A 20,262-nucleotide genomic window follows, 5' to 3' on the forward strand; every position below is an offset into this window, starting at 1 on the left:
TTGATGCAAGCCTGGGCTCGCGAGCTGGGATTCTCCCAAATCGGCGTGGCTGGCGTGGATTTGTCCTCGGCAGAGCCCGGTTTGCTGCAATGGTTGGCGCAGGGCTTCCATGGCGAGATGCATTACATGCAGGCCCATGGTTTGAAACGAGCCCGGCCTGCAGAATTAGTTCCCGGCACGGTGAGCGTGATCACCGCGCGCATGGATTATCTGCCGCGCGACACCGGGGACGGCTGGCAGACTGTGGAATGGGACAGGCTCCGACGTCCCGAGGAAGGCATTGTCTCCCTCTACGCCAGAGGCCGCGACTATCACAAGGTGCTGCGCAATCGCCTGCAGAAACTGGCCGAGCGCATCGCGCAGGAAATGGGTCCGTTCGGCCACCGCGCCTTTACCGACTCCGCGCCAGTGCTGGAGGCCGAACTGGCCAGCCGCAGCGGGCAGGGCTGGCGCGGCAAGCACACGCTGGTGCTGAGCCGCGAAGCCGGATCGATGTTCTTTCTGGGCGAAATCTATGTGGACTTTGCGCTTGAACCCACGGCCCCGGTCACGGCGCACTGCGGCAGTTGCTCCTCATGCATGGATGCCTGCCCCACGGGCGCCATCATCGCGCCGCACAAGGTCGATGCGCGGCGCTGCATCTCCTATCTGACCATCGAGCATGCGGGCAGCATTCCCGAGGAGCTGCGTCCCTTGATGGCCAACCGCATCTATGGCTGCGATGACTGTCAGCTGGCATGCCCCTGGAACAAGTTTGCCCATCCCAGCGTCTTGCCCGACTTTGATGCCCGCGCCGGACTGGCGGGCACGCAGCTGGTGCATTTCTTTGCCTGGGATGAAGCCACGTTTTTGCGGGTGACCGAGGGCAGCCCGATTCGCCGCATCGGACATGCGCGCTGGCTGCGCAATGTGGCCGTTGCTCTGGGCAATGCCTGGCGCGAAACCGGCAACCCTGCACTCAGTGCCGCGCTGCAAAGCCGGGCCGCCGATTCCGATCCCGTGGTGGCCGAACATGTGGCCTGGGCGCTGGCCCAGCGTGCCTGAATTTCATTGAAATTGGTCTGAAGCGCTTACCCCATAAGTGCAGGCAGCTATCAAATTCAGATTCCGATCAGCCAGAGCCCGAAGGGCAGGCTGAGCACGCCAAGCATGGTGGACAGTGAAATCAGGCTGGCCACAAACGAGCCCTCATAGCCCATGCGCACGGCCAGCACATAGCACGATGAGGCCGTGGGCAGGCTGGAGAATGCCATCAGCGCAATCGCCTGCGGCTGGTTCAGCTGGAACAGCCGCACCATGGCAAAGGCGATCAGCGGCTGGATGGCATGGCGTATCAGCAGCAGCTCGCCTGCCAGCAGCTTGTTGCTGGTCAGGGCGCTGAGCTTGAGGCCGGCGCCGGCGGCCATCAGGCCCAGGGCAATCGAGGCTGCGCCGATACGGGCCACGGGTGCTTCCAGCAGTGCTGGAATCTTCAGTCCGGCGGCATTGAACAGCAAGGCGCTGATGGTGGCGATGATCAGCGGGTTGCGCAGCAGATGCCCGACAAAATGCTGGCCGCTGCCGCGCACCATGGGCCAGACCGCGGCCACATTGAACAGCGGCACGGACACGCCGATCAGCACCGAGACATAGAGCAGCCCGTCGGGCCCTGCCAGGCGTGAAACCAGCGCCAGTGCGATGAACGAGTTGAAACGAAACGCCACCTGCGCTGCACCCGCATAGCTGCGGGCATCGATGCGTCGGCCCAGAAGCGGCAGGCGCGGCAGGCTGTAGGTCAGCGCAATACCCAGCAGGCCTCCCAGCACGCCAGCGGCCAGCAACTGGCTGGCCTCGCCCCATTGGATGGGGTTGCGCGTGATGGAGTGAAACAGCAGCACCGGAAACAGCAGGTAGTAGACGAGCTGTTCCACGGGTTGCCAGACGCTGCGATTGATGGGCGTGAAGCGGCACAGCACATAGCCCAGCACGATGAGCGCGAAATCGGGGAAAAGCAGTTCTAGATAGTTCACGGCCCGCAAGCATAGAGCCGGTTGCGAATTTGCTGGGAGAAACCTGTCACCAAGTTTCTATCTGGTAGTACTTGCTGTCGCCGCTTGGCCGCTTTGTATCCAGGCTTGATGCAGTTCAAGGAAACGGCATGAATCTAGGGTAATTACTGATAAATCAGGGCTAACAAGAATATGTCGGGTTTTTTGCGGCACGTACTATCAACCGTTAATTTCAGAACTCATAGGGAGACCCCTTCATGAATCGTCGTATGTGCTTGGGCCTGACAATGGCTCTGGCAACTGTAGGTTTTTCCACCGGCGTGATGGCCGAGGCCAATTACCCCACCAAGCCCATCAAGCTGCTGGTGCCCTTCGCCGCAGGCGGCACGACCGACATCATTGCGCGAGTGATTGCCGAGCCACTGAGCAGGGAGCTGGGCCAGTCCGTGGTGGTGGACAACAAGGGCGGTGGCGGCGGCGTCATCGGTGCACAGGAAACCGCGCGTCAGAAGCCCGATGGCTACAACCTGGGCATTTCCACCCTGTCGACCATGGCCACCAATCCGGCCATCAACCCCAAGACTCCCTACAACCCGCTGACCGACTTCACGCCCATCATCAATATTGCGGCCACGCCCAATGTGATCGCCGTGAATCCCAAGTTCCCCGGTGCGGCCAGCTACAAGGCTTTCGAGGCCGAACTCAAGGCCAATCCCGGCAAGTACTCCTATGGCTCGTCTGGCACGGGCGGCATCCAGCACATGCTGATGGAGCTGTACAAATCGCTGACCGGCATCCAGATGACCCACGTGCCCTACCGCGGCGCGGGCCCGGCCCTGAACGACGCGGTTGCCGGCCAGATCCCCATGATTCTGGACAACCTGCCGTCGGCACTGCCTTTCATCAAGGACAACCGCCTCAAGGCCATTGCCGTGGCCGCTCCCCAGCGTCTGGCTGTGCTGCCTGATGTGCCCACCTTCAAGGAAGTGGGTCTGCCCCAGGTCAATCGCATGGCTTCCTACGGCATCCTGGGTCCCAAGGGCATGGACAAGGCCATCGTCGACAAGATCAACGCCGCCGTGAAGAAGGTGCTGCAGGACCCCGCAGTCAAGAAGCGCATCGAAGACACCGGTTCGCTGGTGGTGGGCAACTCGCCTCAGGAATTCGCCAAGGAACTGAAGGAAGAGTACGAAACCTACAAGCAGGTCGTGGCCAAGCAGAAGCTGACCCTGGACTAAGCTGCTGATCCGCTGCTGATGCAGTAGCGGACGCCGCAAGCCCGAATTGCCGTCGAGGCCATTCGGGCTTTGTTTTTTATTATTCGCCGCTCCCGGGCAGCAACAGAATCTTGCCGATGCTGACCCCGGACTCCATATGCCTGTGCGCCCGGGCAGCGTCTGCCAAAGCGAAGGAGCTATCGATCACGGGCCGTATCGCTCCACTCTCCAATGCGCCAAGCCATCGCTGGGCAAAGCGCTGGACCATCGCCTGCTTGACTTCGGGCGAGCGTGACTTCATCACGGTTCCGAAGATCCGCAGATGGCGGTACAGCACCAGGTCCATGGGCAATGCAGCGCCCTGGGAGCCGCCCAGCAGGCCCACCATCACCATGCGCCCGCCGACGGCCAGCGATCGCACATTGGGCTCCAGGTAGGGGGCACCGACGAAATCGATCACGATGTCCACGCCTTTGCCGCTGGTGGCCTGGGCCACCAAGGTCTGGAAGTCCTCGCTGCGATAGTCGATGAAGACATCGGCTCCGAAACCCAGCACCGCTTCGCGCTTGTCGCCGCTGGCCGTCGCAAAAACCCGGGCGCCCGCAGCATGTGCAAGCTGAACGGCAGCCGATCCGACACCACCCGCTGCCGCATGGATCAGCACCGACTCGCCCGCGCGCAAGTCAGCCAGATGAAACAGGGCCTCGTGTGCGGTCACGAACACCTCGGGTATCGCACCGGCATCCACCAGGTCCAGATTCCCAGGGACATGTATCGCCATGCGGTGGTCTATGCGCGAAAGCTCGGCATAAGCGCCGCCGCCCACGATACCCATGACCCGGTCGCCCACGGAGAAGCCCTGCACCAAGGGACCGGCCTCGATCACGGTTCCGGCGATCTCCAGGCCCATGGTGTCTGCGTCACCAAAGTAAGCTCGTCCGTAGGCGCCCTTGCGGTGATAGAGGTCGGCACGATTGACGCCGATGGAGGCGTTGCGTACCAGCAAGTCGTGGGGGCGAAGCTCAGGAGCCGGCAGCTCGCGGGCCACCAGCACCTCGGGCCCGCCAAAGTCGTCAAAAACAATGGCCTGCATGGTGGCGGGCTGTGCTGCGGGGATGGAGTCTGTCAAAAAGGTGGGCATATGCGTCGTTCTCGAAATATCTTTGAGCGCTGAAGATTACGACGCAAAGCTTTGTTTGCAATGCAGCGATTTCGCTCTACATTGATGCAAATTTGCATCAACTGATGAGCCATGAACTGGGACGATACCCGCATCTTTCTCGCCCTGAGCCGCACGCACTCATTGCGCGCCGCAGCGCGCAGCCTGGGCATTGATCAGGCAACGGTAGGGCGACGCCTGAATGCGCTGGAGTCCGAGCTCGGAGCCAAGCTGTTTCTGCGCGCCAAGGATGGATACCTGCTCACGGCCGCTGGCGAGGTGGCACTGGCTGCGGCAAAGCGTATGGAGAGTGCAGCTCTGGACTTGCGCACCAAGATCGAGGGTCAGGATGAAAATCCCGGCGGGCTGGTGCGCGTGACAAGCACCGATTCCATCGCGATTGACCTGTTGCTGCCCGCTGTCGAGCGTTTGCAGCGGCACTGGCCGAATATCCGCGTGGATCTGGAAGTCTCCACCCAGTTGCTCAGCCTCGGTCGCCGGCAGGCGGATATTGCTTTTCGCAACGTCAGGCCTGATACCCCGGAGCTGGTGGTTCGCCGTGTGGCTTCGTGGCCTGTGGGGCTGTTCGCAAGCACGAGCTATCTGGCTCGCTTTGGCGAGCCCGCCCCTGAAGACGAGTTGCGCGGTCACCATCTGGTCGCATACGGGCCTTATCTGGAGCAGAGTCCGTTTCTGAGCATGGCCGGAGTGCCGGCTCGTCAGGCCAAGATTGCCATGTCGGTCCGCTCCAGTCTCCTGGTGCGCAAGGCGGTTGCTGCAGGCATCGGGATTGGGGAAATGCCGTTGTGGATGGGGGAACGAGAAGGGCTGGTGCGTATCTGGCCGCAACGCCGACGCCCGAACGACTACGAAGTCTGGCAGGTCATGCATCCCGATCTCCAGCGCACGGCCAGGGTGAGAGCGGTTGCGCAGTTCCTGGCCGAGGCTTTCGATGGCCCATCGGCCGGCATCAGCTGAAGCAGGCACAGCGCTTGCCATGGCCGGTGTCTGACCCTGATCTCCATGGTCCGCCGAGCTGATTTCAGCTCGGCTGGGCCCCTCTCCAGCGTGTACGCTAGCCGCATGTCAGAAGCCCTTAAAAAAGCACGCAAGTCCCAGATTCCCGAAGACTGGCCGCAGCCCCTGCCGCAGAGTCAGGATGCGCTCGATGAGTTCATTGATGCCCTGCTGCTGGAGGACGGGCTTTCGCGCAATACCTTGTCCGCCTACCGCCGTGATCTGACGGCGGCTGCGCGCTGGCTGGCGCAGTTGCAGCCGCCCAAGGTGCTGGATGCAGCGCTGGAAGCGGATTTGCAGGGCTACTTCACGGCCCGAGTGGAGGGCACCAAGGCCACTTCCTCGAACCGGCGGCTGACGGTCCTGCGCCGCTACTTTCACTGGGCGCTGCGCGAAAAGCGCATCGCTGCCGACCCCACGGTGCGCATGCTGGCTGCCAAGCAACCGCCGCGCACGCCCAAGACCCTGACCCAGGAGCAGGTCGAGGCCCTGCTTGATGCACCCGATGTGGAGACTGCGCTGGGTTTGCGCGATCGCGCCATGCTGGAGCTGATGTATGCCAGCGGACTGCGCGTCAGCGAGCTGGTGGGTGTGCGCATGCATGAGCTGGACTTGCGCTCAGGCGTGTTGCGCGTGACGGGCAAGGGGCGCAAGGAGCGGCTGGTGCCGTTCGGTCAGGAGGCGCAGCACTGGCTGGAGCGCTATCTGCAGCAGGCGCGAGCGGCGATTCTGGGAGGGCAGCAGACCGAGGAGGTGTTTGTGACCCAGCGCGGCGCGGGCATGAGCCGCGTGATGTTCTGGGTCATCGTCAAGAAATGTGCGCAGATCGCGGGGATCAACTCGCCCCTCTCACCGCATACGCTGCGCCATGCATTTGCCACGCATTTGCTCAACCATGGCGCCGATCTGCGTGTGGTGCAGATGCTGCTGGGACATGCCGATATCTCCACCACCACCATCTACACCCATGTGGCGCGCGAGCGGCTCAAGGCCCTGCACGCCGAGCATCACCCGCGAGGCTGAGCAGGCCTAGGCAGCCGCGCTGCCCAGCTGCAGGTGGTACAACCCCCAGACGGCGGCAGGAAAGCGTTGCTTGACGGGCAACTGGCCGAGCTCCGGAATCTGATGGGCAGCAAAAATGGCCCAGAGCGGGCCCACGCCGCCCATGGCCAACGGCACGCCGTCCAGCTGAGTGGCGATCAGCATGCGCCAGCGCACGGCCTGGGCGAGCGGTATCTGGCTGCGATAGCCGTCTATGCCCTGCAAGGTCAGCTGCAGGCCTTGAGCCATGGCCTGGCCCACATCCACGCCGGCGGCCTGCAGCACCTGCTCCAGCAGCGGGCCCTGCAGGCTGTGCTCGGCTTCGTCGTATTCAAGCGTGGTCCTGAGCGTCTGCTGCTCCAGGCTGTTGAGCGCGTCCATGCCGCAGGACCAGGCTGCATCGAACAGATAGCCATGCATGATCAGCATGCGGTCCGCCACGGCCTGAGGCTTGCCACGATTGGCTTGCACGCCGGGGCCGCTGATGGTGAGCACCGCGGGTTGCAGACCATCGAGCACGCAGGTGCGCGAGGCCTTGCGCGTGGTCGTGGCCGAGGCGGGCAGGGCCATGGCGCCCAGTGCAGCGCCCGCAGCACCGCCTTGCAGCAGCAGGGAGCGACGTGATAGTGGGTTTTGTTCTGCCATGGGTGCTTTCTCTGTGGTGATGGCTGCAGTCTAGCGGCAAGGCCTGCGGCCGTCATTGCGGCATGCCGACCAAGATGCTGGCCAGCTGCAGTGTTGGTCTATTTGAATGTTTGAAGTTTTATTTTGATGTTTTCTGCCCAATGAATTGACGAATCGTCGTTCAAATCAACCTGGGAATTCACTTTGGTCAAAAATGCGGGTCTTGATTTTTGGATTTCGAGTGATGACTAACTTTCTGCGTCGCAGCATGCTGACCTGTGCCCTGGCAGCCATGCTGCCTGCCACCTTGTCCCTGAATGTCCAGGCGGCCGACAAAGCCGACGCGGCTGGCTGGCCCAGCCGTCCCATTCGTCTGGTGGTGTCCTACCCTGCCGGGGGTGTGAGCGATGTGGTGGCCCGTGCTCTGGGTGAAAAGCTGTCGCAGTCGCTGGGCCAGTCGGTGGTGATCGACAACAAGGCCGGTGCGGGTGGCGCGATTGGCCTGGATCAGGTCGCCAAGTCCAACCCCGATGGCTACACGCTGGGCTTTTCGTCCATCAGCCCGCTGACGCTGAGTCCCCATCTGGGCAAGCCGCTGTTCGACCCGCACAAGGATATCGTTCCGGTGGTCAGCGTGATGTACTCGCCCGTGCTGTTGCTGGGCACGACCCGCCTGACTGCCAAGAGCTTTCCCGAGCTGATGACCCAGGCCAAGGCCCATCCCGGCGATGTGCGCTGGGCCACGGCCGGTCTGGCGTCGCTGGGTCACATCATGCTCGAGCAGATTGCCGATCAGGGCAAGGTGCAGATCACCCATGTGCCTTACAAGGGCGGCGGCCAGCAGCTCAATGACGGCCTGAGCGCACAGTTCGAGGTGTTGTCAACGAATGCCGGCCCGGCCGTGATGCAGCATATCAAGGCCGGCAAGTTCAAGGCCCTGGCCGTGGGTGCTCCGGCGCGTCTGGACTCGCTGCCCCAGGTGCCCACGCTGGCCGAGCTGGGCTACAAGAACGCCAACACCACGTCTGTCTTCGGTATCTTCGCTCCTGCGGGTGTGCCCGCTGCCGTGCTGGCTCGCCTGAATGCCGAGGTGAACAAGGCGCTGGCGCTGCCCGAGATCCGTCAGCGTCTGGAGGCCACGGACAATGTGCCTACCGGCGGCAAGGCTGCGGACTTTGCCAAGCAGATCGAGGCCGAGTCCAGGTCCAATGCACAGATCATCAAGGCTGCAGGCATTCAGACCAACTGATCGAGACACTCTGCAATGACAAAGGGCTTGCGGTCACATCGGCCGCAAGCCCTTTGTCCTTGTGCGCAGCAAGCGCACTGAAGTGTCGCCAGGCGGACTGGCTCAGAGTACTTCGCTGGCCAGGTTGTCGGCCCAGCTCAGCGCCTGCAGATGGGCCCAGTTGACCTGATGGTTGGACAGCTGCAGTGCGTTGGCCGCGCGGGCAAAGGCCGCTTCGTCGCCCGACTCGCAAGCGCGTGTCAGATCCAGGAAGGGCGCAAAAACGCCCCGGTTGTGTACCAGTGCATCGACCACGGACTGGGGCAGCGCAACGGATTCAAGGGCCTTGGCCATGGGCTGGCTCAGCATCACATCGAGCAGCGAGAAAACGCCCACGACGAAAGCGTGGTCGCATTCTTCGGGTGGCAGCAGCTCGGCGGTCAGCAGCTCCATGAGCCGGCCGCGCACCACGGCGGTCTGGCCCACGGCTGGCGGTGTGCCGCCGGCGCGTGAGGTGGTCAGCAGCAGGGCCGCCCAGCGGAACAGTTTCTTGAGCCCCAGAATCATTACCGCATGGCGGAAGGAGGTGATCTCGCAGGACAGGCCGAAGCCCGAGCTGTTGATGAAGCGCAGCAGGTTGAAGGACAGCGTGGGGTCCTTCTTGAGCAGCTCTTCGATTTCTTCCGTGCTGGCCTGCTGGCGCACCAGGTTGATGAGCTGGATGATGGTGGTCTGCGTGGGGCGGATGGTGCGCGCCTGCACGAGCTGGGGCTGGGCGAACCAGTAGCCCTGGAACAGCTTCACGCCCAGGCCCAGCATATGCTCGAACTGCTCGGCCGTCTCGACCTTCTCGGCCACGATCTGGGCACGCGTGTAGGTCTGGGCAAACTTCACCAGCTTTTCGGCATGCTCGATCGCGAAGCTCTGCATGTCCAGCTTGACGAAGGAGGCCATGGGCAGCCAGGACGCATAGTTGCGGCGCAGCAGGTTCTGGTCGAAAGCCAGGCGAAAGCCGCGCTGGCGCAGGGCCGCGAACGTGGGCAGGCAGGCTTCGATGTTTTCCTGTGTGGCCTCGGCGGGCAGGGCCGGCACCTCCAGTACCACGCGGTCGGGGTGAATCAGCTCCAGGTGGCCGCCGCTCAGGCTGTCATGGGTGCAGTTGATGAAAACCGTCTTCTTGCCCACCAGGGCCTCGGCGCCGGCATAGGACAGGGCGTTGAACAGCAGCGCCGCATCGGATGCCGCGGTGTGCGCGTTATGTGCCACCGAGCGGTCAAACAGCTCGTAGCCATACACATCCCGTTTTTCATCGACGATGGCCTGGCGCGCAATGCTGGCCATATTGGCCTCGTCCCTGTCTGTAACGGGGCTGGCAGCCGGTGAAGAGGCGTTTGTGTCAGAGGTATCCATGTCGGTTATCGCTTGGGTGTGGGGTGGGGGAGCGCCGTCACTCGGACAGGCACTCCGTCCAGCTCAGCGCCTGCAGATGTGCTTGATTGATGTCCCGGTGCTCCAGCTCCAGGCTGCAGGCGCTGCGGTCGAACTGCTCCTGGTCATGACTCTCGCAGGCCTTGGTGAGCATCAGCAACTCGCCCAGAATGCCTTCGTGATGCAGCAGGGCGGCGGACACCGATTCGGATACCGGAATCAGTGCCAGTGCCGCGGGCAAGGGCATGCCCAGCATGCGGTCCAGCATGGAGAACATGCCGCAGATGAAGGCCAGATCGGCATCGGTTTCGGTCAGCGAGTGCTTGGCCAGCAGCTCCATCAGGCGGCCGCGAATCACGGCGGTCTGGCCTACGGCCGGTGGCGGGCCGCCATCGCGGGCGGCTGTCAGCAGCATGGCGGCCCAGCGGAACAGCTTGTTCAGGCCGAGCATCATCACGGCCTGCTTGAACGAGGTGATCTGGCGATGGGCCCCAAAGCTGGCCGAGTTGATGAGGCGCAGCAGGTTGAAGGCCAGGGCTGCGTCCTTCTTGAGAACTTCCTCGATCGCATCGGTGCTGGCCTGCTCGCGCACCAGTGTCAGCAACTGGATGATGCTTTGCTGCGTGGGAGTCAGCAGGCGGGTCTGCATCACTGTTGGGCGGGCAAACCAGAAACCCTGGAAAAGCTCGATGCCCAGGCGCTGGCCCAGCTCATGCTGGTGGGCACTTTCAACCTTCTCGGCAATCAGTTCGGCGCGGGTGTGGCGGTTGGCAAACTTGACCAGCACCGTGAGCTGGTCCGGCGCCAGCGTGGAAAGATCGAGCTTGATGTAGTCGGCCAGCGGCAGCCAGGCCGCATACACCGACTCCAGCACCGTGTGGTTGAAGGCCAGATGAAAGCCCTGCTCCTTGAGTGCCAAGAGCGTGGGCAGGCGGGCCGCAACCTCATGCACGGCGGCATGGCCCAGAGGAGGGATCTCCAGCACCACCTTGTCGGCCGGCAGCAGCTCCAGATGCTCGCCGGTCAGACCTTCGTGGGTGCAGTTCACGAACATGAGCTTGGTGCCGACCAGATCTTCCTCGCCCGCATGCGTGAGGGCCGCAAAGATCAGCGTCGCGTCTGAGGCCATGGTGTGACCATAGGGCGAGCGCGAGCGGTTGAACAGCTCGTAGCCAATGATTTGCTGCAGCCCGTTGACGATGGGCTGACGTGCAATCATGCCTTTGGACAGGTTGCGCGGCGAGGCGAATGCCTGGTCCTCTATGGTTTGTTCACTCATTGCTGCATGACATCGGTGTGAGAAATGGTTGGCGGTGCCGGTTATTGTAAGAATGAGCCGATCATAGTGTCAGCTTCATTCGTTCAGGCAGTTTGCGCAAACAACTTCGGCAGGCGGCCCCGAACTCACTGTCGATTTTTGATTCGAGTCAAGAAAAGAGCCTAGATCTGTTGCAGCCAGGCGATTTCGGTCGCAGTGAAGCCTGCGGCGCGGCGCGCCTTCTCGTTGAAGGGCGGTCGCAGGCGCGGCGCTTCATAGCGGGCCGTCAGCTCCAGATACCAGGACTCGGGGTCGAGGCCGTTTTTCTCGCACAGCCAGCGATACCAGTGATTGCCTATGGCGACATGGCCGACTTCCTCGCGCAGGATGATGTCCAGGATGTCGCAGGCCGCCAGCGCATCGGGCGCATGGGTGTTGCGCAGCTTGTTCTGGATTTGCGGCGTGGCGTCCAGGCCGCGCGCTTCCAGGGTTCTGGGAACCAGGGCCATGCGGGCCACGATGTCTCCCGAGGTTTTCTCGCACATGGTCCACAGGCCCTGGTGGGCCGGGTGGTCGCCATAGTCCTGTCCGTGGTGCTGGCGCAGGTGGTCGCGCAGCAGGCGGAAATGCTTGGCTTCCTCGGCGGCCACCTGCAGCCAGTCGTGGTAGTACTGCCCGGGCATGCCGTCGAAGCGCCAGACGGCATCCAGTGCGAGGTTGATGGCATTGAACTCGATGTGCGCTATGGCGTGGATGAGCACGGCCCGGCCTTCGAGGGTGGCCGGCGAGCGGCGCGCCACGGCTGTGTGGTGCCTGAGCTCGGGCCGGGCCGGACGGCCGGGCAGCTCGGACTCGGCAACCACCGGTACCGGGGCGGTTTCTGCTATTGAATAGAGAGCTTTTTGCGTATGCAGTTCAATGGCTGCGGCGGCTTTCTGCTCTGGGTCTGCAAGACACAAGACCTCTAGCGCGCGATGACGTAACTCCATCCCTACAATTCTAGGTTCTATAAAGAAGCAGCCCACTGGGAGACAAGCACATGGCAATTTACGAACTCGACGGCGTTGCGCCGCAGATCGACGAGACCGCCTGGGTGGCCGACAGCGCCGAGGTCATGGGCCGCGTCAAGCTGGACCGGGACGCCAGCGTCTGGTTCGGAGTCGTCATTCGTGGGGACACCGAAAACATCAGCATCGGTGCGGGCTCCAACATCCAGGATGCCAGCGTGCTGCATGCCGATTTCGGCAAACCGCTGACGGTGGGTTGCAATGTGACGGTTGGCCACCAAGTAATGCTGCATGGCTGCACGATTGGCGATGGCTCGCTCATCGGTATAGGTGCAGTGGTGCTCAACGGCGCCAGGATCGGCAGGAACTGCCTGGTGGGCGCTGGCTCGCTGGTGACCGAGGGCAAGGAGTTCCCCGACGGCTCCATGATCCTCGGCAGTCCTGCCAAGGTCGTGCGCGAGCTCTCGCCGCAGCAGATCGAAGGTCTGGGCCAGAGCGCCAGAAACTATGTTGAAAATGCTCGCCGCTTCAAGCGCGGCTTGCGCAAGCTGGGCTGAGGGCCCGGCTTTTTACCGGAATCGATTAGCGTGTCTGAACTGCATAAATTCATTTTTGACGGCCTGCCCGTGCGTGGTGCCATCGTCCGCCTGACTGACTCCTGGCAGGATATCCTGCGGCGCCGTGCCGGCAACAAGGACACCGGTGCCTACCCCGAGGCCGTCAGCACCTTGCTTGGCGAGATGACGGCAGCCGGTGTGCTCATGCAGTCCAACATCAAGTTCAATGGCGCGCTGGTGTTTCAGGTCATGGGTGACGGTCCGGTCAAACTGGCCGTGGCCGAAGTGCAGTCGGATCTGAGCATGCGCGCCACGGCATCGCTGGTGGGCGAGGCCAATCTGCCCCTGCGCGGCCAGCTGGCTCCGCTGGCAGAGCTGGTCAACGCCCATGGCGCGGGCCGCTGTGCCGTCACGCTGGACCCCAAGGACCGTCAGCCCGGTCAGAACCCCTATCAGGGCGTGGTGCCGCTCAACGATGCTGCCGGTGGCCGCTTCGAGCGCCTGTCGGATGCGCTGCAGTTCTACATGATGCAGTCCGAGCAGCTCGACACCGTGATGGTGCTGGCCGCCAATGACCAGATTGCCGCCGGCCTGATGCTGCAGCGCATGCCTGTGAAGGGCGAGGCGAATCTGGCCGCAGCTACCGAAAGCGGTGATGCCGAGCACGATGCCCAGGGCCTGAACGAGGAATACAACCGCATTGCCACACTGGCCTCCAGCCTGACGCAGCAAGAGCTGTTGACGCTGGATGTGGAAACCATTTTGCGGCGCCTGTTCTGGGAGGAGAAGCTGCTGCGCTTCGCTCCTCAGGCCGACGAGCAGGCACCGCGTTTCGCCTGCACCTGCAGCCGTGACCGGGTGGCTGCCATGCTGACATCGCTGGGCGAGGAAGAGGTGGATTCCATCGTGGCCGAGCGCGGCAGGATCGAAGTGGGTTGCGACTTCTGCGGCCAGCAGTACCAGTTCGATGCCATCGACGCGGCACGTCTGTTCACCGACGTGCAAAAGCAGCCTCCCAGCTCCAGCTCGGTGCAGTAAGGCTCGCTGCCTGGTGCCTGCTGTCGCAGCAGGCCTTTGAGCTGGGACAGCATACGGGCATGGCGCAAGACCCGCCAGTCTCTGCGCCGGGATGCGCCTCAGCAGGCGTTTTTCAGGGCTTCGAACAGCGCCAGTTCGCACTCGGGATCGCCGCATTGCTCACAGGCCCTGCGGCGTATTTTCTGGCTGGAATTCCAGGGGTTCTGGCTTGAGATCCAGTCCCAGTCTGCGGTTGGGGCCGTGAACTTGAGAGATGCGGCCAGTTGCTGCCATTGGGCAGACGGCCTGCCGTAGAGCATCACATAGCTTTGTGCACGTGCGTGCAGCAGTTCACGCCACCGGCTGATCTGCTGCGCGATGGCCGGATCCGGGTCGGCATCGCGCCAATCCTGTCCCAGCACATAGACCAGGGCATCGGTCGGCCATTCGTCGCCGGCCGCAGGGGCCATGCATTGCCAGGGGCTGGCCAGGCCGGCATCCAGACGGGCCTGCAGCAAGCCATGCGCCATGCTGCGCGCCAGGGCATGGGGAGCGCCCAGCAGCACCACCGTAGGCGCAGGAACAGCAAAGCCAGCGCGGGGCTGGCTTCGGGACGGAGCGGGCGCTGGATCAGCGCCTGGAAACCTGAATATAGATTTCATTGGGTTTGACCATGCCCAGCTCGTAGCGGGCCTTTTCTTCCACGGTGGACAGGCCGTCCTTGAGGTCGTTGACCTCGGACTGCAATCTGTCGTTTTCCGTTTTTTCGAGGGCGTTGGCCGCGTACTGGTCATTGATCTGCTGCTGCAGCTCGTGCACATAGGCCATGCTGCCATTGCCCAGCCAGAGCTGGGCATGAATGGCGGTCAGCAAGACCAGCAATGTGACACAGACGACGCGGTTGACCATACAAAAACCTGGTGGAATCAAGGGTAAGCGCCCTGGCCGCAAAGCGGCTGCCGGGCACTTACTTCAGCTGCGCACTTTAGCGCAGGTTGTAGAAGGCAGCGCGGCCGGGGTACTCGGCGACATCGCCCAGGTCTTCCTCGATGCGCAGCAGCTGGTTGTACTTGGCGATACGGTCGGAGCGGCTCATGGAGCCGGTCTTGATTTGACCAGCATTCAGGCCCACGGCGATGTCGGCAATGGTGCTGTCTTCGGTTTCGCCCGAACGGTGCGAGATCACGGCGGTGTAGCCGGCGCGCTTGGCCATTTCGATGGCGGCGAAGGTCTCGGTCAGGGTGCCGATCTGGTTGATCTTGATCAGGATCGAGTTGGCGATGCGCTTTTCGATGCCTTCCTTGAGGATCTTGGTGTTGGTCACGAACAGGTCGTCACCCACCAGCTGAACCTTGGCGCCCAGGCGCTCGGTCAGGATCTTCCAGCCATCCCAGTCGCCTTCGTGCATGCCGTCTTCGATGGAGATGATGGGGTACTTGTCGCACCAGCCGGCCAGCATGTCGGTCCACTGGGTCGAAGTCAGTGTCATATTGCCTTCGCCGGCCAGCACGTACATGCCGTCCTTGTAGAACTCGGATGCTGCGCAGTCCAGGCCCAGGGCGATCTGCTCGCCGGGCTTGTAGCCGGCCTTTTCGATGGCTTCGATGATCAGCTGGATCGCGGCTTCGTGGTTTTCCACGGAAGGTGCGAAACCGCCTTCGTCGCCCACGGCGGTGGACATGCCATTGTGGTGGATGATGGCCTTCAGCGCGTGGAAGACTTCGGCGCCCCAGCGCACGGCTTCACGGAAGGTGGGGGCACCCACGGGGATGATCATGAACTCTTGCAGGTCCAGCGAGTTGTTCGCGTGGGCGCCGCCGTTGATCACGTTCATCATGGGCACGGGCAGCTGCACACCGCCCATGCCGCCGAAGTAGCGGTACAGGGGCAGACCGGCTTCTTCGGCTGCGGCGCGTGCCACGGCCATGGAGACGGCCAGCATGGCGTTGGCGCCCAGGCGGCTCTTGTTGTCGGTGCCGTCCAGATCGATCAGCGTCTTGTCCAGGAAAGCCTGCTCCGAAGCATCCAGGCCCAGCACGGCTTCGGAGATTTCGGTGTTGATGTGCTCAACAGCCTTCAGGACACCCTTGCCCAGGTAACGGCTCTTGTCGCCATCACGCAGTTCAATGGCTTCGCGCGAGCCGGTGGATGCGCCCGAGGGTACGGCGGCACGGCCCATCACGCCGGATTCCAGCAGCACGTCGCACTCAACGGTGGGGTTGCCGCGGCTGTCCAGCACTTCGCGGCCTACGATGTCAACAATGGCACTCATTGCATTTCCTTTGGGTTTCTGAAATCGGTACGTGCAGGCTGACTTCTTTCATGAAATCACGCCCAAGCGCTTGTGCATGAAGCCCAAGCTGCTATCAAAATTGTGAAGCCGACTCTTCTCCACATGCTGCGCGCGCGCCATGCACGCGACGAGTATGGAAGAGGCTGCGGCGGCTATTGTGCACAAATTTGGTGGGCCGCTTTTGCCTTGACGTGTTGCAGCCGTCGAATTTCTTGTGCAAGACGTTTCTGTGCAAGCATTCAGACACAAAAGCGGATACAAAAAAGGCATGACGCCACGCTTCATCGTGTCGTCATGCCGGGGTGCACCATCTGCTCAGACGCCGGGGGCCGCCTTGGGGCGGCCCGGGCGTATGGACATGCAGGCCTGCGGTGAGGCCTTCATGCCGGTGCTGATGCGCTGTGGTTGCATGCTCAGGCCTGGAAGTGGTCTTCCAGGAAGCCGTTGCGCTTGGTCACATCGTCCAGCGCCACCAGGGTTTCGAGCAGGGCCTTCATGTGCTTGAGCGGCACGGCATTGGGGCCGTCCGACAGGGCGTTGCAGGGATCGGGATGGGTTTCCATGAACAGGCCTGCCACGCCCACGGCCACGGCCGCACGCGAGAGCACGGGCACCATCTCGCGCATGCCGCCGCTGGAGGTGCCGTTGCCGCCGGGCAACTGCACGCTGTGGGTGGCGTCGAACACGACAGGGGCGCCGGTTTCGCGCATGATGGCCAGCGAGCGCATGTCGCTGACCAGATTGTTGTAGCCAAAGCTGGCGCCGCGTTCGCAGGCCGTGAAGCTGTCTGCGGGCAGGCCCGCTTCCACAGCCGCAGCACGGGCCTTGTCGATGACATTCTTCATGTCATGCGGGGCCAGGAACTGGCCCTTCTTGATGTTCACGGGCTTGCCCGACTGGGCCACGGCGCGGATGAAGTCCGTCTGGCGGCACAGGAAGGCGGGGGTCTGCAGCATGTCGACGACAGACGCCACATAAGGCACTTCGGCTTCGGTGTGCACATCGGTGAGGATGGGCACGTTCAATTCCTTCTTCACCTTGGCGAGGATTTCCAGGCCTTTTTCCATGCCGGGGCCGCGAAAGCTGGTGCCCGAGGAACGGTTGGCCTTGTCGAAGCTGCTCTTGAAGATGAAGTGGATTCCCAGCGAGGAGGTGATTTCCTTGAGTTGCCCGGCCACATCCATCTGCAGCTGTTCGGATTCGACCACGCAAGGGCCGGCGATCAGAAAGAAGCGCTTGTCCAGACCAATATCAAAGCCGCAGAGTTTCATGGGGGTTCCTTTTTGCACGCCGTGCATGCTTCAAAAACTGAAGCTGCCAGCGCTCTATGTTGAATGAATTCAACATCATTTGATGCTGAAGTCATTGATTTTCAAGCGCTGGCAGCTCCTATTTCAGGATTGATTCCGGAGGAAGGGAATCAGGCCTTCTTGCCCGACTGGGCCTTGTTGTCCATGGCCGCCTTGATGAAGGCGTTGAACAGCGGGTGACCATCCCAGGGAGTGGACTTGAACTCGGGGTGGAACTGCACGCCGATGTACCAGGGGTGGACCTTGGCGGGCAGCTCGACGATTTCGGTCAGCTGTTCGCGCTGGGTCAGGGCCGAGATCACCAGGCCGGCGTCGCGCAGCTGGTCCAGGTACTGGGTGTTGGCTTCATAGCGGTGGCGGTGACGCTCGGTCACCACGTCGCCGTAGATGCTGTGCGCCAGCGTGCCCTTTTGCACGTCGGAAGACTGCGCGCCCAGACGCATGGTGCCGCCCAGGTCGGAGTTCTCGTCACGGGTCTTGATCGTGCCGTCCGCATCCTTCCACTCGGTGATCAGTGCGATCACGGGGTTGGGGGTGGCGGAATCGAACTCGGTGGAGTTGGCGCCAGCGAGGCCGGCCACATGGCGGGCGTACTCGATGGTGGCGACCTGCATGCCCAGGCAGATGCCCAGGTAGGGCACCTTGTTTTCGCGGGCGAACTTGGCCGTAGAGATCTTGCCTTCCACGCCGCGCGAGCCGAAGCCGCCGGGCACCAGAATGCCGTCGTAGTCCTTGAGCAGCTTGGAGGCATCCGCGTCATGGATGGTCTCCGAGTCCACATGCGTGATCTTCACGCGCACATGGTTGCGCATGCCGGCGTGCTTGAGCGCTTCGTTGACCGACTTGTAGGCGTCGGACAGTTCCACGTACTTGCCCACCATGGCAATCTTGACTTCGCCCTGGGGGTGCTCGGTCTCATAGACCAGATCGTCCCAGCGCTTGAGATTGGTGGGAGGCGTGTTCAGGCGCAGCTTGTCGCAGATCAGGCCGTCCAGACCCTGCTCGTGCAGCATGCGCGGCACCTTGTAGATGGTGTCCACGTCCCACATGGAGATCACGCCCCACTCGGGCACGTTGGTGAAGAGGGAGATTTTTTCCTTCTCTTCATCAGGCACCTGGTGCTTGGCGCGGCACAGCAGCGCATCGGGCTGGATACCGATTTCGCGCAGCTTCTGCACGGTGTGCTGGGTGGGCTTGGTCTTGAGCTCGCCGGCCGTTTCGATGAAAGGCAGGTAGGTCAGGTGCACAAAGGCGGAGTTGTTGGGGCCGAGCTTGAGCGCCAGCTGGCGCGCGGCTTCCAGGAAGGGCAGGGACTCGATGTCGCCCACGGTGCCGCCGACTTCGCAGATGGCCACATCCACTTCGTGGTCGGTGCCAAGGCCCGCGCCGCGCTTGATGTATTCCTGAATCTCGTTGGTGACATGGGGGATGACCTGCACGGTCTTGCCCAGATAGTCGCCACGGCGTTCTTTTTCCAGCACGGACTGATAGATGCGACCCGTGGTGAAGTTGTTGCTCTGACGCATGCGCGTTTCGATGAAACGCTCATAGTGGCCCAGGTCCAGATCGGTCTCTGCTCCGTCATCGGTCACGAACACTTCGCCGTGCTGGAAGGGCGACATGGTGCCCGGGTCCACATTGATGTAGGGATCGAGCTTGATGAGGGTGACTTTGAGACCGCGCGATTCCAAAATCGCTGCAAGGGAGGCTGAGGCGATTCCCTTACCGAGGGAAGACACCACACCGCCGGTGACGAAGACGAACTTGGTCATGTCTTTTTTTGGTGGTGGTAAAACAGGATTATAGGTTCGCCACGAATTTCGGCGTGGCGTACAGGGATGCTTGTGCGGCGGCAAAGCCGCTCAGGTCTGATAAATTGCGCAGCATGAATGACGTGTTCGCAGGCAAACATCTGGTGCTGGGTCTCTCCGGAGGCGTGGCTTGTTACAAATCGGCCATGCTGTGCCGCTTGCTGGTCCAGGCCGGTGCCACGGTGCAGGTGGTCATGACGGAGGCGGCCGAGCAGTTCATGACGGCCGTCACCATGCAGGCGCTTTCTGGGCGCGCAGTCTACACCTCCCAGTGGGATGTGCGCGAACCCAACAACATGCCCCACATCAATCTGAGCCGGGACGCCGATGCCATTCTCATCGCGCCTTGCAGTGCGGACTTCATCGCGCGCCTGGTGCAGGGCCGCTCGGACGAGCTGCTCAGCCTGATGTGTCTGGCCCGCCCCATGGAGAGTGTGCCTCTGCTGCTGGCCCCGGCCATGAACCGCGAGATGTGGGCCCACCCCGCGACCCAGCGCAATCTGGCTCAGGTACAAGCCGACGGTGCCCAGGTGCTGGGCGTGGGCAACGGCAGCCAGGCCTGCGGCGAGACCGGCGACGGTCGCATGCTGGAGCCCGAGGAAATCATGGAAGAGCTGGCGGCGCACTTCACGGCCAAGAGCCTGCAGGGCCAGCATCTGCTGGTGACGGCAGGCCCGACCTTCGAGGCGATCGATCCGGTGCGCGGCATCACCAATCTTTCGAGTGGCAAGATGGGCTTTGCGATTGCCCGAGCGGCGCGCGAGGCCGGTGCCCAGGTCACGCTGGTGGCCGGCCCGGTACATCTGCCCACGCCGCGCGGAGTGACGCGCATCGACGTGCAGTCGGCGCGCCAGATGCAGGCCGCCGTGCAGTCGCTGGTGGCAGGGGCCTCGATCTTCATTGCCACGGCCGCTGTTGCCGACTGGCGCCCGGCCGAGTTTTCCGATCAGAAGATCAAGAAGGACGGATCGGGCGATGTGCCGGCCATGGACTTTGTCGAGAACCCCGACATTCTTGCCGGCGTGGCCCAGTCCGACCAGGCCCGCTCGGGCAGGCTGTACTGCGTGGGCTTTGCGGCCGAAAGCCATGATCTGCTCAGGCACGCCAGCGCCAAGCGCCTGCGCAAGAGCGTGCCGCTGCTGGTGGGCAATATCGGCCCCGCCACCTTTGGCAAGGACGACAATGCCCTGCTGCTGATCGACGATCAGGGCTCCAAGGAGCTGCCCCATGCCAGCAAGGACGTGCTGGCACGCCAGCTGGTCGATGAAATTGCGCAGCGCCTGAGCGCCAAGCGTCCCTGACCCGTG

19 protein-coding genes are annotated in these 20,262 nt (G+C 62.6%); 8 read left to right on the forward strand and 11 right to left on the reverse strand.

Annotation, left to right across the window (positions count from 1 at the left end):
* Window positions 1-3: 3 nt before the first annotated feature.
* On the forward strand, window positions 4-1,044 hold the full coding sequence (gene queG / locus O987_RS06025; protein WP_029158715.1) for a tRNA epoxyqueuosine(34) reductase QueG: 1,041 nt from the start codon (window positions 4-6) through the stop codon (window positions 1,042-1,044).
* 56 nt (window positions 1,045-1,100) lie between these two features.
* On the opposite strand, the gene O987_RS06030 is transcribed toward queG, so the two are convergent.
* On the reverse strand, window positions 1,101-2,009 hold the full coding sequence (locus O987_RS06030) for an AEC family transporter (protein ID WP_003057742.1): 909 nt from the start codon (window positions 2,007-2,009) through the stop codon (window positions 1,101-1,103).
* A gap of 236 nt (window positions 2,010-2,245) precedes the next feature.
* Between O987_RS06030 and O987_RS06035 the strand changes: the two genes are divergently transcribed.
* On the forward strand, window positions 2,246-3,226 hold the full coding sequence (locus O987_RS06035) for a tripartite tricarboxylate transporter substrate binding protein BugE (protein WP_043371132.1): 981 nt from the start codon (window positions 2,246-2,248) through the stop codon (window positions 3,224-3,226).
* A 79-nt stretch (window positions 3,227-3,305) separates the two neighbouring features.
* Here the strand turns inward: O987_RS06035 and O987_RS06040 are convergent, their stop codons facing one another.
* Complete coding sequence (locus O987_RS06040) at window positions 3,306-4,346, reverse strand: NAD(P)H-quinone oxidoreductase (protein WP_051962120.1); 1,041 nt, start codon at window positions 4,344-4,346, stop codon at window positions 3,306-3,308.
* Between the two features lie 111 nt (window positions 4,347-4,457).
* On the opposite strand from O987_RS06040, the gene O987_RS06045 reads away from it, so the two are divergent.
* Both O987_RS06045 and xerD read left to right on the forward strand, forming a co-directional pair.
* Entirely contained in the window at window positions 4,458-5,342 is an 885-nt protein-coding gene (locus O987_RS06045; protein WP_003057736.1) for a LysR family transcriptional regulator, read from the forward strand.
* Between the two features lie 105 nt (window positions 5,343-5,447).
* Window positions 5,448-6,404 carry a site-specific tyrosine recombinase XerD gene (xerD, locus tag O987_RS06050; RefSeq protein ID WP_051962121.1) on the forward strand — a complete coding sequence of 319 codons (957 nt, stop codon included), beginning with the start codon at window positions 5,448-5,450 and terminating at the stop codon, window positions 6,402-6,404.
* Between the two features lie 6 nt (window positions 6,405-6,410).
* Here the strand turns inward: xerD and O987_RS06055 are convergent, their stop codons facing one another.
* Entirely contained in the window at window positions 6,411-7,067 is a 657-nt protein-coding gene (locus O987_RS06055) for a molybdopterin-dependent oxidoreductase (RefSeq protein ID WP_003057731.1), read from the reverse strand.
* 223 nt (window positions 7,068-7,290) lie between these two features.
* Here O987_RS06055 and O987_RS06060 point away from each other — a divergent pair, with 223 nt between their 5' ends.
* The gene (locus tag O987_RS06060) at window positions 7,291-8,295 is read left to right on the forward strand and encodes a Bug family tripartite tricarboxylate transporter substrate binding protein (RefSeq protein ID WP_003057729.1); all 1,005 of its coding nucleotides are present in this window, start codon (window positions 7,291-7,293) and stop codon (window positions 8,293-8,295) included.
* 102 nt (window positions 8,296-8,397) lie between these two features.
* Here the strand turns inward: O987_RS06060 and O987_RS06065 are convergent, their stop codons facing one another.
* The 3 genes from O987_RS06065 to O987_RS06075 form a co-directional block, all read right to left on the reverse strand.
* Window positions 8,398-9,684, reverse strand: coding sequence for an EAL and HDOD domain-containing protein (locus O987_RS06065; protein WP_043371133.1), 1,287 nt, complete (start codon window positions 9,682-9,684; stop codon window positions 8,398-8,400).
* A gap of 37 nt (window positions 9,685-9,721) precedes the next feature.
* Entirely contained in the window at window positions 9,722-10,981 is a 1,260-nt protein-coding gene (locus O987_RS06070) for an EAL and HDOD domain-containing protein (protein ID WP_003057726.1), read from the reverse strand.
* A 161-nt stretch (window positions 10,982-11,142) separates the two neighbouring features.
* Complete coding sequence (locus O987_RS06075) at window positions 11,143-11,949, reverse strand: ferritin-like domain-containing protein (RefSeq protein ID WP_043371134.1); 807 nt, start codon at window positions 11,947-11,949, stop codon at window positions 11,143-11,145.
* Between the two features lie 50 nt (window positions 11,950-11,999).
* On the opposite strand from O987_RS06075, the gene O987_RS06080 reads away from it, so the two are divergent.
* Both O987_RS06080 and O987_RS06085 read left to right on the forward strand, forming a co-directional pair.
* A complete protein-coding gene (locus tag O987_RS06080; protein WP_003057724.1) occupies window positions 12,000-12,524 on the forward strand; it encodes a gamma carbonic anhydrase family protein in 525 nt (174 codons plus the stop codon).
* Window positions 12,525-12,554: 30 nt separating this feature from the next.
* Window positions 12,555-13,562 carry an Hsp33 family molecular chaperone HslO gene (locus O987_RS06085; protein ID WP_043371136.1) on the forward strand — a complete coding sequence of 336 codons (1,008 nt, stop codon included), beginning with the start codon at window positions 12,555-12,557 and terminating at the stop codon, window positions 13,560-13,562.
* A gap of 98 nt (window positions 13,563-13,660) precedes the next feature.
* Here O987_RS06085 and O987_RS06090 read toward each other — a convergent pair whose 3' ends face one another.
* From O987_RS06090 to O987_RS06110, 5 genes are all read right to left on the reverse strand, one after another.
* Complete coding sequence (locus O987_RS06090) at window positions 13,661-14,203, reverse strand: hypothetical protein (protein ID WP_232536082.1); 543 nt, start codon at window positions 14,201-14,203, stop codon at window positions 13,661-13,663.
* Window positions 14,172-14,450, reverse strand: coding sequence for a septum formation initiator family protein (locus O987_RS06095; protein ID WP_003057721.1), 279 nt, complete (start codon window positions 14,448-14,450; stop codon window positions 14,172-14,174). The genes O987_RS06090 and O987_RS06095 overlap by 32 nt, the downstream gene beginning before the upstream one ends.
* A gap of 76 nt (window positions 14,451-14,526) precedes the next feature.
* Complete coding sequence (gene eno, locus O987_RS06100; RefSeq protein WP_003057720.1) at window positions 14,527-15,813, reverse strand: phosphopyruvate hydratase; 1,287 nt, start codon at window positions 15,811-15,813, stop codon at window positions 14,527-14,529.
* A 434-nt stretch (window positions 15,814-16,247) separates the two neighbouring features.
* A complete protein-coding gene (gene kdsA / locus O987_RS06105) occupies window positions 16,248-17,105 on the reverse strand; it encodes a 3-deoxy-8-phosphooctulonate synthase (RefSeq protein ID WP_003057718.1) in 858 nt (285 codons plus the stop codon).
* A gap of 149 nt (window positions 17,106-17,254) precedes the next feature.
* Window positions 17,255-18,916 (reverse strand): CTP synthase, encoded by a 1,662-nt coding sequence (locus O987_RS06110; protein WP_019043749.1) that lies wholly within the window; start codon window positions 18,914-18,916, stop codon window positions 17,255-17,257.
* Window positions 18,917-19,029: 113 nt separating this feature from the next.
* Here O987_RS06110 and coaBC point away from each other — a divergent pair, with 113 nt between their 5' ends.
* Window positions 19,030-20,256, forward strand: coding sequence for a bifunctional phosphopantothenoylcysteine decarboxylase/phosphopantothenate--cysteine ligase CoaBC (gene coaBC / locus O987_RS06115; protein ID WP_043371137.1), 1,227 nt, complete (start codon window positions 19,030-19,032; stop codon window positions 20,254-20,256).
* Window positions 20,257-20,262 lie beyond the last annotated feature (6 nt).

This window comes from Comamonas testosteroni TK102 (assembly GCF_000739375.1).
GTDB lineage: Bacteria > Pseudomonadota > Gammaproteobacteria > Burkholderiales > Burkholderiaceae_C > Comamonas > Comamonas brasiliensis.

Coding starts and splice junctions, on each gene's coding strand:
- queG (WP_029158715.1), top strand. CDS start 4: ATGCAAGCCTGGGCTCGCGAGCTGGGATTCTCCCAAATCGGCGTGGCT.
- O987_RS06035 (WP_043371132.1), top strand. CDS start 2,246: ATGAATCGTCGTATGTGCTTGGGCCTGACAATGGCTCTGGCAACTGTA.
- O987_RS06040 (WP_051962120.1), bottom strand. CDS start 4,346: ATGCCCACCTTTTTGACAGACTCCATCCCCGCAGCACAGCCCGCCACC.
- O987_RS06045 (WP_003057736.1), top strand. CDS start 4,458: ATGAACTGGGACGATACCCGCATCTTTCTCGCCCTGAGCCGCACGCAC.
- xerD (WP_051962121.1), top strand. CDS start 5,448: ATGTCAGAAGCCCTTAAAAAAGCACGCAAGTCCCAGATTCCCGAAGAC.
- O987_RS06055 (WP_003057731.1), bottom strand. CDS start 7,067: ATGGCAGAACAAAACCCACTATCACGTCGCTCCCTGCTGCTGCAAGGC.
- O987_RS06060 (WP_003057729.1), top strand. CDS start 7,291: ATGACTAACTTTCTGCGTCGCAGCATGCTGACCTGTGCCCTGGCAGCC.
- O987_RS06065 (WP_043371133.1), bottom strand. CDS start 9,684: ATGGATACCTCTGACACAAACGCCTCTTCACCGGCTGCCAGCCCCGTT.
- O987_RS06070 (WP_003057726.1), bottom strand. CDS start 10,981: ATGAGTGAACAAACCATAGAGGACCAGGCATTCGCCTCGCCGCGCAAC.
- O987_RS06075 (WP_043371134.1), bottom strand. CDS start 11,949: ATGGAGTTACGTCATCGCGCGCTAGAGGTCTTGTGTCTTGCAGACCCA.
- O987_RS06080 (WP_003057724.1), top strand. CDS start 12,000: ATGGCAATTTACGAACTCGACGGCGTTGCGCCGCAGATCGACGAGACC.
- O987_RS06090 (WP_232536082.1), bottom strand. CDS start 14,203: ATGAAATCTATATTCAGGTTTCCAGGCGCTGATCCAGCGCCCGCTCCG.
- O987_RS06095 (WP_003057721.1), bottom strand. CDS start 14,450: ATGGTCAACCGCGTCGTCTGTGTCACATTGCTGGTCTTGCTGACCGCC.
- eno (WP_003057720.1), bottom strand. CDS start 15,813: ATGAGTGCCATTGTTGACATCGTAGGCCGCGAAGTGCTGGACAGCCGC.
- kdsA (WP_003057718.1), bottom strand. CDS start 17,105: ATGAAACTCTGCGGCTTTGATATTGGTCTGGACAAGCGCTTCTTTCTG.
- O987_RS06110 (WP_019043749.1), bottom strand. CDS start 18,916: ATGACCAAGTTCGTCTTCGTCACCGGCGGTGTGGTGTCTTCCCTCGGT.
- coaBC (WP_043371137.1), top strand. CDS start 19,030: ATGAATGACGTGTTCGCAGGCAAACATCTGGTGCTGGGTCTCTCCGGA.